Here is a 15,069-nt window from a genome sequence, read left to right as displayed (position 1 = left end):
CCTCATAAAAAAGCTGAAAAAATCTCTTTCAGCTCCGAAGGTTGCCTGTTTCAGATAGTGTAATGTTTACGATTAAGCGTAAAAAGGTTTTTTTCTTGCATATATGAACAAAACGACAGTTTTTAGGGGAGAAGTTTGATTTTTTATACATGGTTTCAAAAGCTTCGTTAAGTAACGTAACTAAATCTGTACAGTTGCATGAAACTAGGCACTTAGATATCATGCATATGATAAAACGTATGTATTAATTTATATAATCCTAATTTGGAGTATGCTCACGGCAGGCATGATGGAGCGAATAAGATGTTTACTTCCCTACAACTCTTCAAAAACCTCTCCGATGAAACCCGTCTAGGCATCGTGCTGCTGCTCAGAGAGATGGGAGAGCTGTGCGTGTGCGATCTCTGTACAGCGCTGGAGCAGTCGCAGCCCAAGATCTCCCGTCATCTGGCAATGCTCCGGGAAAGTGGACTATTGCTGGATCGCAAACAGGGCAAATGGGTCCACTACCGCCTGTCTCCGCATATTCCTTCCTGGGCCGCTCAGGTGATTGAGCAGGCCTGGTTAAGCCAACAGGACGACGTACAGGCCATCGCCCGTAAGCTGGCATCGGCAAACTGCTCTGGTAGCGGTAAAGCTGTTTGCATCTAAAAAATTTGCCTGAACATATATGATTTTACGAATGTGAGGTATTCAGAATGAAGACGTTAACGGTGTTTGACCCGGCAATGTGCTGCAGTACCGGCGTATGTGGCTCAGATGTCGATCAGGTTCTGGTTGATTTTTCTGCTGATGTGCAGTGGCTGAAAGGACGTGGCGTACAGGTTGAACGTTACAACCTGGCGCAGCAGCCCATGAGCTTTGTTCAGAATTAGAAAGCGAAAGCATTCCTCGAAGCATCTGGAACAGAAGGGCTTCCGCTACTGCTGTTGGACGGTGAAACTGTGATGGCAGGGCGATACCCAAAACGTGCTGAGCTGGCTCGCTGGTTCGGTATTCCGCTGGAGAAGGTAGGGTTAGCTCCCACCAGTTGCTGTGGTGGTAATACTTCCTGTTGCTGAGTATGTCAGGAGGACATATGAAATTCTTACAGAATATCCCGCCTTACCTGTTTTTTACCGGTAAGGGAGGTGTAGGAAAAACTTCTATTTCCTGCGCGACGGCAATCCGCCTTGCTGAACAGGGTAAGCGGGTTTTGCTGGTCAGTACCGATCCAGCCTCCAATGTCGGCCAGGTATTCGATCAGGCTATCGGTAACACCATTCGCCCTGTGGCAGCAGTTCATGGACTTTCCGCTCTGGAAATCGACCCGCAGGAAGCCGCCAAACAATACCGCTCCAGAATCGTTGATCCTATCAAAGGTCTTTTGCCTGATGACGTTGTTAACAGTATCAGCGAGCAGCTTTCAGGAGCCTGTACCACTGAGATTGCGGCGTTTGATGAGTTCACCAGCTTATTGACAGACGCTTCCCTGCTGACCCGCTTCGATCACATCATTTTTGATACAGCGCCGACGGGCCACACGATTCGCCTTCTCCAGCTTCCCGGTGCCTGGAGTAGCTTCATTGAAAGTAATCCAGATGGTGCTTCCTGTCTTGGCCCAATGGCCGGGCTGGAAAAGCAGCGTGAGCAGTATGCTCATGCGGTAGAGGCGTTATCCGATCCTGAACGTACCCGCCTGGTTCTGGTTGCGCGACTGCAAAAATCTACGCTGCAGGAAGTCGCCCGCACCCATGAAGAAGTCGCCGCAATTGGCCTGAAAAACCAGTATCTGGTGATTAATGGTGTGCTGCCTAAAGCCGAAACTGAATATGACGCCCTGGCCGCTGCGATATGGCAACGTGAGCAGGAGGCACTGGCAAATCTTCCTGCCGGTTTATCTGAGCTACCGACAGATACCCTATTACTACAGCCAGTCAATATGGTTGGTGTTTCAGCATTGAAGGGACTGCTGGATACCCGTTCTGAGGCATTACCGCTCCCGGTAACGAACGTCCTGTACACGCCTGAAAACTTATCGCTCTCTGGCCTGGTCGATGATATCGCTCGCAGTGAACACGGCCTGATTATGCTGATGGGCAAAGGTGGCGTAGGGAAAACCACGATGGCTGCTGCCATCGGCGTCAGGCTGGCAGACATGGGATTTGACGTGCATCTCACGACTTCTGATCCTGCTGCGCACCTGAGTACAACGCTGAACGGCAGCCTCAAAAATCTGCAGGTCAGCCGCATCAACCCTCACGATGAAACCGAGCGCTATCGCCAGCATGTTCTTGAGACGAAGGGAAGAGATCTGGACGAAGCAGGGAAACGGCTACTGGAAGAGGATTTACGCTCTCCCTGTACTGAAGAAATTGCCGTGTTTCAGGCCTTCTCCCGCGTGATTCGTGAAGCGGGTAAGCGCTTTGTTGTTATGGATACCGCCCCTACCGGACACACGCTGTTGCTGCTGGATGCGACCGGGGCTTACCACCGAGAGATTGCCAAAAAAATGGGGAGTAAAGGTCATTTTACTACCCCCATGATGCAGCTTCAGGACCCGGAACGAACCAAAGTTCTGCTGGTTACGCTTCCTGAAACCACACCGGTGCTGGAAGCGGCAAACCTGCAGGCTGATCTTGAAAGAGCGGGAATTCATCCGTGGGGCTGGATTATCAATAACAGCCTTTCCATTGCGGATACGCGTTCTCCGTTGCTTTGCCAGCGCGCTCATCAGGAACAGCCTCAGATTGAGGCTGTTAAGAATCAGTACGCTAACCGTATAGCGCTTGTTCCGGTGCTGGCGTCAGAGCCCGCTGGTATTGAAAAGCTCAGAGAGTTGATGAGTTAATTTTTTTGCATATACAGGGCGGCAAAGTCGCCCTGTCAGGAGGTTTTATGTTACTGGCAGGCGCTATTTTTGTCCTGACCATTGTTTTGGTTATCTGGCAACCAAAGGGATTAGGGATCGGCTGGAGTGCAATGCTGGGCGCGGGCCTGGCTCTGATATCTGGCGTTGTGCATGTGGGCGATATTCCGGTGGTGTGGAATATCGTCTGGAACGCGACGGCGACCTTTATTGCCGTAATTATTATCAGCCTGCTGCTTGATGAGTCCGGCTTTTTCGAATGGGCAGCGCTGCACGTTTCCCGCTGGGGTAACGGTCGTGGACGTTTGCTCTTTACGTATATCGTTCTGCTCGGTGCGGCGGTGGCGGCACTGTTTGCCAACGATGGTGCGGCACTTATTCTGACGCCGATAGTCATCGCCATGCTGCTGGCATTAGGGTTCAGCAAAGGCACCACGCTGGCATTCGTCATGGCTGCCGGTTTTATTGCCGATACGGCCAGCCTGCCGCTTATCGTGTCGAACCTGGTGAATATAGTCTCGGCGGACTTCTTTGGACTGGGCTTCACTGAGTATGCGTCGGTAATGGTGCCGGTGGATATTGCCGCTATTATCGCCACGCTGGTGATGCTGCATCTGTTCTTCCGCAAAGATATTCCACCGACTTACGACCTGGCTCTCCTGAAAGCACCGGCAAAGGCGATTAAAGATCTGGCAACCTTCAGAACCGGCTGGATAGTTTTAATTCTTCTGCTGGTTGGGTTCTTTGTGCTTGAGCCGCTCGGTATTCCCGTTAGCGCGATTGCGGCTGTTGGAGCTGTGATCCTGTTTGCAGTAGCTAAACGAGGCCATGCCATTAATACCGGTAAAGTGCTGCGTGGGGCACCCTGGCAGATCGTTATTTTCTCGCTGGGGATGTATCTGGTGGTCTACGGTCTGCGCAACGCCGGGCTAACCGAATACCTTTCCGGTGTGCTGAACGTACTGGCGGATAAAGGACTCTGGGCTGCGACGCTGGGTACTGGCTTCCTGACGGCTTTCCTGTCTTCCATCATGAACAACATGCCTACCGTGCTGGTTGGCGCTCTTTCTATTGATGGAAGCACCGCAACAGGCGTTATCAAAGAAGCGATGATCTACGCCAACGTGATTGGCTGCGATCTGGGCCCAAAAATTACACCTATTGGTAGCCTGGCAACGCTGCTTTGGCTGCATGTCCTTTCACAGAAGAATATGACCATCACCTGGGGATACTATTTCCGCACCGGGATTGTCATGACTCTGCCTGTGCTGTTTGTAACGCTGGCAGCACTGGCGCTACGTCTCTCTTTCACGTTGTAATGAGATACTGATATGAGCAACATCACCATTTATCACAACCCGGCCTGCGGCACGTCTCGTAATACGCTGGAGATGATCCGCAACAGCGGTAATGAGCCGACCGTTATTCTTTACCTTGAGACTCCACCCTCACGAGATGAGCTGGTCAAACTCATTGCAGATATGGGCATTTCCGTCCGTGCTTTGTTGCGTAAGAACGTCGAACCGTTTGAGGCACTGGGTCTTGCAGAAGATAAATTTACTGACGACCAGTTAATCGATTTTATGCTGCAACATCCGATTCTGATTAACCGTCCGATTGTAGTGACGCCACTGGGAACTAAACTTTGCCGTCCTTCGGAGTTGGTTCTGGATATCATTCCGGAACGTCAGAAAGGAGCATTTACCAAAGAGGATGGTGAGAAAGTCATTGGCGAAACGGGGAAGCGTGTTAAGTAATCTGCCCACTTTAAAATATCGGACGCCTGTTAACGCTATGCGGGCGTCCACCTTTCGCTCATAGCAGACCTCGCAACGCTTCAGGCGGTCCGCTTTATGCCAACAGCAGACGTTTTAAAAATACGAAGCGTAAATCAACGTATGAAGGTAATGGCTTAGTTTGGTTATCATGTTTCGTAATCTGTAACCGATTATGATAAATGGACTAAACCAAAAATCTGGATACAACGATGACTGATATTACCAGGACTGACAGCAGCCCATGGGATGTATTTCTGATCTTCCTCCGACTGGGCCTGACCTCTTTTGGTGGCCCGATTGCCCATCTGGGTTACTTCCGCGATGAGTTTGTTACGCGACGACAGTGGCTGACAGAGCGCAGCTATGCAGATTTGGTCGCTCTGTGCCAGTTTCTTCCTGGCCCAGCAAGTAGTCAGGTCGGTATTGCGCTAGGCTTGTCCCGGTCCGGTTATACCGGTGCACTTGCAGCATGGGCCGGTTTTACTATGCCTTCAGCCGTTGCGCTAATACTTTTTGCGTTGGGGATTACCAGTTACGGTGATGCGATCCCGACTGGTGTGCTGCACGGACTCAAGGTTGTGGCTGTTGCGGTGGTCGCGCAAGCTGTATGGGGTATGGCTCGCAATCTCTGTCCGGATGTACCTCGTATTACTGTCATGGCGGCGGCGACCTGCTTTGTGCTTCTTGTTCCTTCCGCCTGGGGGCAGGTTGGGGTCATCGTTATCGCGGCTGTCATTGGCTTATTATTGTTCAAACCACAACAAATTATGGAGCATGACCCGCTGCCTGTATCCATACGACGTCACGTCGGGTTGTGCTGGCTCATGCTGTTTTTTGTCCTGTTGACAGGTCTGCCATTGCTGACAGCGATATTCCCAAACCAGACGCTGTTAATTGTGGAAACTTTCTACCGGACTGGAGCACTGGTTTTTGGCGGTGGGCATGTCGTTCTGCCATTGCTGCAAGCTGAAGTGGTGCCTTCCGGCTGGGTTAGCAATGACACATTTCTTTCAGGCTATGGTGCTGCCCAGGCGGTTCCCGGCCCTTTGTTCACATTTGCAGCTTTTCTCGGAGCCTCAATGAGCCAGTTCCCTTATGGCTGGTTGGGGGGGCTGGTCTGCCTGCTGGCAATCTTCGCTCCGTCCTTTCTGCTGATTGTGGGGGCGTTGCCGTTTTGGGAAAGTGTGCGTAGTAATACCCGTACGCAGGCGGCCTTAATGGGTATTAATGCGGCTGTGGTTGGCCTGCTGCTGGCAGCTCTTTATCAGCCGGTATGGACTAGTGCGATTCAAACACCGCAAGACTTTGGCCTTGCTCTCGTGGCTCTGATCGCTCTGATGTTCTGGAAGATACCGCCGTGGCTCATTGTAGTGAGTAGTGGTTTTGCGGGCTGGTTGTTAAGTTGGATGTTATAAAGTTCCGAAACGACAGACAGGTTGACGGAAAAGTACTGAGCTTTAGTGATGGTGGCGCAACTTTTTCATATCGGCTAATAACTGACTTAATATCGCACAAACCAGAAGGTCCACAATTTTAACCCTGAAAACCAAAGTTCCTCAGTATAACGTCTGCACCTCGCTCAAAGCGGACGAGCTAACCGAGCTTTAGGTCCACTGTGAACGAGGATCTGACTCCTCAGGCAATCCACTGCTGCCAGATACGGATGTGACCTGCTCCAGCACCCTGAACCGAAGTAAAAAGGTTATCCACATTAAATTGTGGATGAAGTGGTCAACTAAAACTGACCACCGCTAGAGTTTTTCCATTATCGGTTTTCCGATTCGTTTGGGGGTAACCCACTGTTATATTCATGAATCGCCACGGGTTTAACAGACACCCCGGAGTCATTTAAGATGACTTAAAGAGAGGTGCTCATGAGCGGTAAACGTTATCCCGAAGAGTTTAAAATTGAAGCAGTCAAACAGGTTATTGATCGCGGTCATTCTGTTTCCAGCGTTGCAACACGTCTCGATATCACCACCCACAGCCTTTACGCCTGGATAAAGAAGTACGGTCCGGACTCATCCACTAATAAAGAACAGTCAGATGCTCAGGCCGAGATCCGCCGACTCCAGAAGGAGTTGAAGCGGGTTACTGACGAACGGGACATATTAAAAAAAGCGGCGGCGTACTTCGCAAAGCTGTCCGACTGAGGTACGCCTTTATTCGTGACAACTCCCGTTGCTGGCCTGTTCGTCTGCTCTGCAGGGTGCTGGATGTTCATCCCAGTGGCTTTTACGCCTGGTTTAAGCAACCGTATTCTCAGCGCCACCAGGTAGATCTGAGACTGACGGGACAGATCAAACAGTTCTGGCTTGAGTCTGGCTGCGTCTATGGTTATCGCAAGATCCATCTCGATCTGCGTGATACCGGACAGCAGTGCGGAGTGAACCGGGTCTGGCGACTGATGAATCGTGCCGGGATAACGGCTTAGGTCGGGTACCGGAGCCCGCGGGCACGCAAAGGCGAGGCCAGTATCGTATCGCCCAACAGGCTCCAGCGACAGTTCAGTCCGGATGCTCCGGATAAGCGTTGGGTAACGGACATAACCTACATCAGGACCCACGAAGGCTGGCTGTATCTTGCCGTGGTGGTTGATCTGTTCTCACGCAAAATTATCGGCTGGTCAATGCAATCCCGGATGACAAAGGGCATTGTCCTGAACGCACTGCTGATGGCTGTATGGCGGCGTAATCTCCAAAAACAGGTGCTGGTTCACTCGGACCAGGGCAGTCAGTACACAAGCCATGAGTGGCAGTCGTTCCTGAAATCACACGGCCTGGAGGGCTGCATGAGCGGTCGCGGTAACTGCCATGATAATGCGGTTGCAGAAAGCTTTATCCAGTTGTTGAAACGCGAACGGATAAAGAAAAAGATCTACGGAACGCGGGAAGAAGCCCGCAGCGATATTTTTGATTACATCGAAATGTTTTATAACCGTAAGCGTCGGCATGTTTCTAGCGATCAGGTGTCACCGACAGAGTATGAAAACCAGTATTATCAACGGCTCGGAAGTGTCTAGATTATCCTTGGCGATTCAATGCCTTGAGATTGCTACGCTCCGCTTTTCTCCTTGCCACTAACGGAGCTGTATAGCTTCTATCCTTAAAATCAGAGTCTTCGCGTATGGAATCTCTCCTTTGACCAATTTCATGGGTGTACGATTAACGATTAATACCTGCGTAATCTAAAGGGTTAATATGGCTCTACATGGAAAGTTTGTCATCAACGATGCTTACTACTCCCCGTTGTCGTTTCCAGGGGTTGGCACATTCTTAGCGTTTTCTGGTAATGGCGCTTACCGTAACCGTGGAGCATGTGGAATGATCCCCAAAGAGGGGCCAGTACCAGCGGGTAGATACTGGATTGTTGACCGCCCTCAAGGTGGACTCAAGTCACAGATGAACGCAGGTGTGAGAGACCTTTACAACCATTTCGCCAGCGGCGCTACATTCAAACATTCCGAATGGTTTGCATTATGGCGTGACGACTGGGGTATCGACGATTACACATGGATTGAAAGCGTTAAGCGTGGCAATTTCCGTTTGCATCCAGGCGTATTATCAGAGGGATGTATCACTCTTCCACATGATTCTGATTTTGCCATGTTACGCAATGCCCTAATCAGGACGCAGCAGATTGCTGTTCCCTGCATGAGAAAACTAAAGGCATACGGTACGATTGAGGTGATCGCCAATGGCAAAATATGCCCTTAGCTTGTTAATCAAGATAGTGCTGTTCGCTGTAGTTATGCTGATCGTAGCTAAGATGGTTCCGTATGAAGGGTTGGTTAATTCTATTACCGGGCTTTTTGATTTCCAGAGTGCTAACAAGTTTACCCGCTTTATTTTGGGTGAGCCTGATCAAGAAGTTTGGGAATCGTTAGGCGATTATTTCAGCATTCTGATCAACACATTAATCAGCATACCTGCCATGAGCGTTATCATCACGGCGTACAGTGTCGTGATACACAACGTTAGCCCAGCAGGTATTACAAGAGAATGGGCCAGTTCTACAGTGCGGCGCTTCGTTAAAATCTTCGGGTTTACCTTCCTTTTTTGGGCGCTGTTCCGCTTGCTGCCTTACCAGTCTGTATTCCCCGATCAAACATATTCGAATTTTACTATGGCGGCGATCGTTGGCTTTCATTTGCTGTTAACGATTGTTTGCTACGGGTTCATTACGAAGAAGATCACAACCAAAAGGAGTTTGTAAAATGCCCATTCCGGCTTACATGTGGCTTAAAGACGATGGCGGCGCAGATATTAAAGGATCTGTAGACGTTCAGGATCGTGAAGGGAGTATAGAGATTGTTGGCTTTAGTCACGGTCTGAACATTCCGGTAGACGGTGCTAATGGTAAGATCACTGGCAAGCGATCACATTCTCCGATGATGATTGAAAAGGAGTTTGATAGCTCCAGTCCGTATCTCTACAAAGCTGTAGCCTCTGGTCAGACGTTGAAAAGTGCGGAGATTCGCTGGTATCGCATCAACCACGCAGGGCAGGAGGAATGCTACTTCGTTATGATCATTGAGGGCGTGAAAGTGACAGGCATCAACCCTGGGATGCCAAACGCTAAAATGGTGGGGAACTCGCAAATCAATCATATGGAGTCTGTTTCCCTGATGTATGACAAAATTACCTGGCGTTATGTTGATGGCAATGTCCAGTATACGGACGAGTGGAATATGAGAGCGTAACCAGGAGAAAGGGGGTGTTGCGCCCCCTTGATTATTTAAGAGCCCATACGTTTTGCATATTTTATTCCGGTCCTGATCCCTGCCTGAATGATCGGGTTATCCTTATATAACGAAGCCTTACCCCCCTTCGCCATACCCTGGTTCACCCATACCGGCCTTTATCTGATCCCATGCAGCGAGGCAGTAATTCTATTTCTTCCCGGGATAAAACCGCATAACCGGCAGCGCCATAAGCAAGGTTTCAGAATAAGCGTCGTATTTAAGAACGATATTACCTCTCATGGAACCAACATGACGGAACCGCCACATAACTAAATCATTTACTTATGTGGAGCAAACGGACGCCATGCAGGTATTCAACCGTAAATACGTTATCCCAAATCCTTCTTCCGGTAATTCCCCTGCGAAAAATAAGCCCGCAGATAAAAAGGCCCAGCTGTCCGGAGCGACCTCTGCCGGAAAGCGGCAAACGGTAAAGTCGCAAACGGCTCAGGCCACCCCGGACCATGATGACGTAAATGCGCCACAACAGGGAGAGGGAAAGGGAAAAGCACTCGTAGGGTACAAAGATGCGTTATCAAGAAGCCTGGTTGAGGGAGACGATAAGCACCTTACAAAATTTCAAAACAGCTTCCGACCCACCGCCGATACCCTGCAACGAGCAAGCTCATCGCCGCGCGTATTTCAGTATGCGGATATTCTGAATGATTTTCGTCAGCAGGCGGCAGATAACGGCAGACTTTACGGTGCCAGTGAAAAAGAGGTCAGTGAAAATCAGGCAGCCTGGATCGATAAAAAAACCGGTAAAGGGATACTCAGTGGAACGCTCTGGCCTCATGATGAAGCGGTCTGGAACAGAATATCTGATATCAAAACACAGCCTTCCAGTGTCTTTATGCCGGGCTATGCCGTGGGTGATCGGTATTCCGCGATTCTGACAATGCTGCTTTATCCGCAAATGAAGCTCACCATCGGCTTTAGCGAGAAGCAGCCGGTACTACCGGCGGAGAAAAAATACGCGATGGAGGCGTTTGAAATTATCACCGATGCCTTAAAGAAATCCGGCGTCAGCCAGGGTGATATCGATAAACGCCTTTCCGTGGTGCGCTATGACGGTGACACACCGCTGAATACCCTCAGCGGCAGCTTCAATAATCCGGAAAATCGACAAAACTTCACCACCGTGCTGGGTGAAAAGTCCGCTATTTGTGAACCTCAGAATGAAGCCCCTGAGAGTCATCTGTTTCATATCTCAGCGACCACGGTCATGATGGCAAAACACTGGGAAGATAATGATGACCCTGTGCGTTCCGGTGGAGAAATCAGAAAGCTGGTTTACGGTCTGGTCAATCCCGCGGCCCGTGCGGAGCTTGACCAGCTTGTTGACAAAACCATTGCCGAAACAGGCCTGAAAGACAACTCTGTTTTTCTGTGGAAAACCAATAAGCCCTTTGAAAATCCGGTTCGCGATGCGGCATCCGCTCGCCAGAAAGAGGCGTTCGCCAATCCTCGCATGTTTGAATTGATTCAGTCTGAACTGGAAAAGCAGGGTAAGCCGGTCGCCTTTATCGGGGATGGTTTCAGAAATGATTATAAAAACCGCGTTGAAGACAGACACCCCTGGGAGAACCGTACCGTACCCGACCTCAGTAAATTCTGGCAAAAATCGGGCCTGCTGAAAGAGCGCGTTAACCAGTGGTATTTCCTCGATCAAATAATGAATAAAACAAAGGGTAAGGCTTTTATCGGGGTGCGCAGCGGTGCCCTGGAACCCTTGAGTTTGCTGGGGCATAACGTGGTTTACCTTGAGCCGAAAACGCTGTTTACCCCCGAACGCCATGCCCCGTGGCAAGGACGTATTCCTTATAATCGGCTTATTACTCAGGCATCAGCCGGATATATCAATAATGACACGGAAGTGGAATTGAAAAATCTGCGTAAGGAAATCGTCGCCGACAATATTAAGGCCCGGCTTTCGCTCGGCCCGGGCGACGGTAATGAAAAGGCCCTGATTAAAAGCCTGTCAGATACCCATCTTGCCGGCCGGGATAAAACAGACCGTCATGAAACAATTGCCAATAACATCGCCAGCGGCATCCTTTCACCCGCCGAACTGGACCTGATGATGAAAATGATTGATACCGGTAAGCCTGCGCATGCTCTGACAAACGCTGAAAACAGCTGAAGTCGTTTCACAGTAAAACGTCTGCGGCCGTCAAGGCCGCATTGCAACGTACCGCTTCCCTGACGGCCGATCTCTTTACCGACCATGACTGATAGTGGCTACAGAAATGGGAGCAGGGCGTAAACAACCTCAGGCATCTGCACGTGACCCTTCTTGCAACGCCCCCCCACCATCCTCACCCCCTCCCTTGACCCACAGCAAAACCCCGAGGCGTCAGCCTCCCTATAATCCACCGCATTTCCCCCTCACTGGTAACCACCCATGGCGTATCAACTCAACCTGAACTGGCCCGAATTTCTGGAAAAATACTGGCAAAAACGGCCGGTAGTATTAAAAAACGCGTTTCCCGATTTTATCGACCCGATAACGCCGGATGAGCTGGCAGGACTGGCGATGGAGCCGGAAGTGGACAGCCGAATGGTCAGCCATCACAACGGGCAGTGGCAGGCCAGCAACGGGCCGTTCGAGCATTTTGATGGCCTCGGTGAAACCGGCTGGTCGCTGCTGGCTCAGGCGGTAAACCACTGGCACGCGCCGTCGGCGGAGCTGGTGCGACCGTTTCGCGCGCTGCCGGACTGGCGCCTTGATGACCTGATGATCTCTTTCTCGGTGCCGGGCGGTGGCGTCGGGCCGCATATCGATCAGTACGACGTGTTCATCATTCAGGGGATGGGCAGCCGTCGCTGGCGCGTTGGTGACAAGCTGCCGATGCGCCAGTTCTGTCCGCACCCGGCGCTGCTGCACGTCGACCCCTTTACGCCGATTATTGATGAAGATCTTGAGCCGGGCGATATCCTTTACATCCCGCCGGGATTCCCGCACGACGGCTTTACCCATGAGACCGCGCTGAACTACTCGGTGGGCTTCCGCGGGCCGAACGGACGCGATCTGATCAGCAGCTTCGCCGACTACGCGCTGGAAAACGATCTTGGCGGCGAGCACTACAGCGATCCGGATCTCACCTGCCGCGAGCATCCGGGCCGGGTCGAAGCCTATGAGCTGGATCGTCTGCGCGAGATGATGTTCGACATGATCCGTCAGCCCGACGACTTTACCCAGTGGTTTGGTCGCTTCGTTACCACGCCGCGCCACGAGCTGGATATCGCGCCCGCGGAGCCGCCGTATCAGCCCGAAGAAGTACGTGATGCGCTGCTGGATGGCGAAACGCTGCTGCGTCTCGACGGCCTGCGGGTGCTTAACGTCAGCGATAACGTATTTATCAACAGCGAACCGCTGGCACCGGTCGACCTCCGCGCTACCGATGCGCTGTGCCGTTATACCCGCCTCGGCCGGCAGGAGTTCGGGGACGCGCTCGATAATCCCGCGTTTGTCGCCCAGCTTACCGATCTTATCAATCAGGGTTACTGGTTCTTCGACGAATAAACGTCTTCACAGCGGCTCGCCGATCGGTGAGCCGCGTTATATCCCCCTGTTCTGCTCGCTGTTCCCGCCTTTTTGCATTGGTTTCCAGAATTATCCCGTCGCCATTCTTCATATTTACTAATCTTTTACTGGCACGTTGACGATCGGATGGCGCGTGGCCGATCGCGGCTGACTTTGGATGACCTCAGGAGACGGAAATGCATACTCACCCTACTTCAGGGCGCTCGGCGATTGCCGTGGCGCTGTACGAGCTATTTAACCCGATTCCGCTCGGCTTTTTCGTTGCGGCCTGGATCTTCGACATTCTGTATATGAAAACCTACGAGCTGATGTGGACCCATGCGGCCAGCTGGCTTATCGCCATCGGGCTGATTATCGCCATTATCCCGCGTCTGATTAACCTGGTGCAGGTCTGGGTAGGCCACCGCTATTCGCAGACATCGCCGCTGAAAGTGCATTTCTGGCTCAACCTGGTGGCGATTGTGCTTGCCATCATCAACGCCTTCATCCACAGCCGTGACGCCTGGGCCGTGGTGCCTGGGGGGGTGATCCTCTCCACGCTGGTAGTGCTTTTGCTGCTGCTGGGCAATGTTCAACTCGCGTTACGTCAACGCACCGCCTGAGGAGAGCCGCCATGAAAAACTACCAACGCGCTTTACTCGCCGTAAGCCTTGCGGCGCTGCTCAGCAGCTGTGACAACGGTGCTACTCTCGATCCGCAAAAGCAGATGGGGCCGAACCCGGAACTGCCTGACTCGCAAAACTTCCTGTTGCCGCCGATGCAGGTGCCGGAGGGCGTGGCCTGGAAAGCGGGCGAAATGCCCACCGTGGCCGAAGGGCTGAAGATTGAAAAGATCGCGGATGGCCTGATGCATCCGCGTCAGGTCTACGTTCTGCCCAATAACGATGTGCTGGTGGCGGAGTCCAACGGCGGGCCGAAACCGATTACGCGCCCCAAACAGCTCATTATGGGCCTGGTGCAGCAGGCGTCCGGGAAAGGCGGGCCGGGTGGCAACCGTATCACGCTGCTGCGTAACGTTAACGGCACCTGGGAAAAACACGTCTTTATCGAGAACCTTAACGCGCCGTTCGGCATCCAGCTAACCGGCAACACGCTGTGGGTCGCCAATGCCGACAGCCTGATGAAGTTCCCGTATGAAGAGGGTCAGACCCGCATCAGCGCACCGGGTGAGGTGGTGACCGAACTCCCCGGCGGCCCGATCAACCACCACTGGACCAAAGCGCTGCTGGCCAGCCCGGATGGCAGCAAACTCTATGTCGGCGTCGGCTCCAACAGCAACGTGAGCGAGAATGGCATCGGCGCGGAGTATCGCCGTGCCGCGGTACTGGAAGTGGATGCCGCAAGCGGTGCCAGCCGCATCTTCGCCAGCGGACTGCGCAATCCTACCGGCCTGCAATGGGAGCCGGAAAGCGGAAAGCTGTGGGCTATCGTCAACGAACGCGACGAGATCGGCTCCGATCTGGTGCCGGATTATATGACCTCGGTTCAGGAAAACGGCTTCTACGGCTGGCCATACAGCTATTTTGGTCAGCATGTGGACGAGCGCGCCAAGCCGCCGCGTCCGGATCTGGTCGAGAAAGCCATCAAGCCGGATTACGCCATCAGCTCGCACGTCGCACCGCTGGGCCTGCTGTTCTACACCGCAGATAACATGCCGCAGTACAAGGGTGGGGCGTTTGTCAGCGAACACGGGAGCTGGAACCGCTCACCGCTCAATGGCTACCAGGTAATGTGGGTGAAATTTGAAAACGGTCAGCCGGTGGGGCTGCCGCAGCCGGTGGTCACCGGCTTTTTGACCGAGGATCAGAAACAGGTGCGCGGCTTACCGGTCGGGCTGGCGATGGATCGGGACGGCGGCGTGCTGATTGCCGACGATGCCGGCAACACCATCTGGCGCGTCAGCACACGCTAGCCGCGAGTCCAGCGTAGCGGGCGCGACAATCCGGTCGTGCCCCGCTATTAGCCGGATATCAGCTGGCAGAGGGAGAACGGGGCGCAGGGGAAGAGCTGGTGCCGCTCGGCAGACGGGAAGCGCGACGGAAAAGACCGGTACCGCCAGACTTTCTCGATCGGCTTTCCATTTTTTCTGCAACGTACATTTTCGATGAAGTTTTCTCCCGAGCCGCCTCGGATTTATATCCTTGCTGGCTGG

12 protein-coding genes and 2 pseudogenes are annotated in these 15,069 nt (G+C 52.4%); all 14 read left to right on the top strand.

What is annotated here, in order from left to right:
- Positions 1–303 precede the first annotated feature (303 nt).
- The 14 genes and pseudogenes from arsR to DW58_RS09420 all read left to right on the top strand — a co-directional run bounded on the left by arsR (position 304) and on the right by DW58_RS09420 (position 14,829).
- The gene (gene arsR, locus DW58_RS09485; RefSeq protein ID WP_004129393.1) at positions 304–651 is read left to right on the top strand and encodes an As(III)-sensing metalloregulatory transcriptional repressor ArsR; all 348 of its coding nucleotides are present in this window, start codon (positions 304–306) and stop codon (positions 649–651) included.
- 47 nt (positions 652–698) lie between these two features.
- Positions 699–1,061, top strand: a pseudogene (gene arsD / locus DW58_RS09480) (arsenite efflux transporter metallochaperone ArsD).
- Between the two features lie 17 nt (positions 1,062–1,078).
- The gene (arsA, locus tag DW58_RS09475) at positions 1,079–2,830 is read left to right on the top strand and encodes an arsenite efflux transporter ATPase subunit ArsA (protein ID WP_024548437.1); all 1,752 of its coding nucleotides are present in this window, start codon (positions 1,079–1,081) and stop codon (positions 2,828–2,830) included.
- A 47-nt stretch (positions 2,831–2,877) separates the two neighbouring features.
- Positions 2,878–4,167, top strand: a complete 1,290-nt coding sequence (gene arsB, locus DW58_RS09470) for an arsenite efflux transporter membrane subunit ArsB (RefSeq protein ID WP_023305191.1) — start codon at positions 2,878–2,880, stop codon at positions 4,165–4,167.
- A gap of 12 nt (positions 4,168–4,179) precedes the next feature.
- Positions 4,180–4,605 carry a glutaredoxin-dependent arsenate reductase gene (arsC, locus tag DW58_RS09465; RefSeq protein WP_024548438.1) on the top strand — a complete coding sequence of 142 codons (426 nt, stop codon included), beginning with the start codon at positions 4,180–4,182 and terminating at the stop codon, positions 4,603–4,605.
- A 230-nt stretch (positions 4,606–4,835) separates the two neighbouring features.
- Positions 4,836–6,041 (top strand): chromate efflux transporter, encoded by a 1,206-nt coding sequence (gene chrA / locus DW58_RS09460; RefSeq protein ID WP_024548439.1) that lies wholly within the window; start codon positions 4,836–4,838, stop codon positions 6,039–6,041.
- 459 nt (positions 6,042–6,500) lie between these two features.
- Positions 6,501–7,648, top strand: a pseudogene (locus DW58_RS09450) (IS3 family transposase).
- 178 nt (positions 7,649–7,826) lie between these two features.
- The gene (locus tag DW58_RS20045; RefSeq protein WP_071789238.1) at positions 7,827–8,342 is read left to right on the top strand and encodes a DUF2778 domain-containing protein; all 516 of its coding nucleotides are present in this window, start codon (positions 7,827–7,829) and stop codon (positions 8,340–8,342) included.
- Entirely contained in the window at positions 8,323–8,841 is a 519-nt protein-coding gene (locus DW58_RS09445) for a hypothetical protein (protein ID WP_024548440.1), read from the top strand. Before DW58_RS20045 ends, DW58_RS09445 begins: the two co-directional genes overlap by 20 nt.
- 1 nt (position 8,842) lies before the next feature.
- Positions 8,843–9,328, top strand: a complete 486-nt coding sequence (locus DW58_RS09440) for an Hcp family type VI secretion system effector (RefSeq protein ID WP_024548441.1) — start codon at positions 8,843–8,845, stop codon at positions 9,326–9,328.
- Between the two features lie 346 nt (positions 9,329–9,674).
- Positions 9,675–11,513, top strand: coding sequence for a hypothetical protein (locus DW58_RS09435; protein ID WP_024548442.1), 1,839 nt, complete (start codon positions 9,675–9,677; stop codon positions 11,511–11,513).
- Positions 11,514–11,774: 261 nt separating this feature from the next.
- Positions 11,775–12,896, top strand: coding sequence for a ribosomal protein uL16 3-hydroxylase (locus DW58_RS09430; RefSeq protein WP_024548443.1), 1,122 nt, complete (start codon positions 11,775–11,777; stop codon positions 12,894–12,896).
- 197 nt (positions 12,897–13,093) lie between these two features.
- Complete coding sequence (locus DW58_RS09425) at positions 13,094–13,519, top strand: DUF2231 domain-containing protein (RefSeq protein WP_024548444.1); 426 nt, start codon at positions 13,094–13,096, stop codon at positions 13,517–13,519.
- Between the two features lie 11 nt (positions 13,520–13,530).
- Positions 13,531–14,829, top strand: a complete 1,299-nt coding sequence (locus DW58_RS09420) for a PQQ-dependent sugar dehydrogenase (protein ID WP_024548445.1) — start codon at positions 13,531–13,533, stop codon at positions 14,827–14,829.
- Positions 14,830–15,069: the final 240 nt, after the last annotated feature.

It is taken from the genome of Siccibacter turicensis LMG 23730, assembly GCF_000463155.2.
Taxonomy (GTDB): domain Bacteria; phylum Pseudomonadota; class Gammaproteobacteria; order Enterobacterales; family Enterobacteriaceae; genus Siccibacter; species Siccibacter turicensis.
The sequence above is the reverse complement of the archived record's forward strand: the minus strand, read 5'-3'. Positions and strand labels throughout refer to the sequence as shown.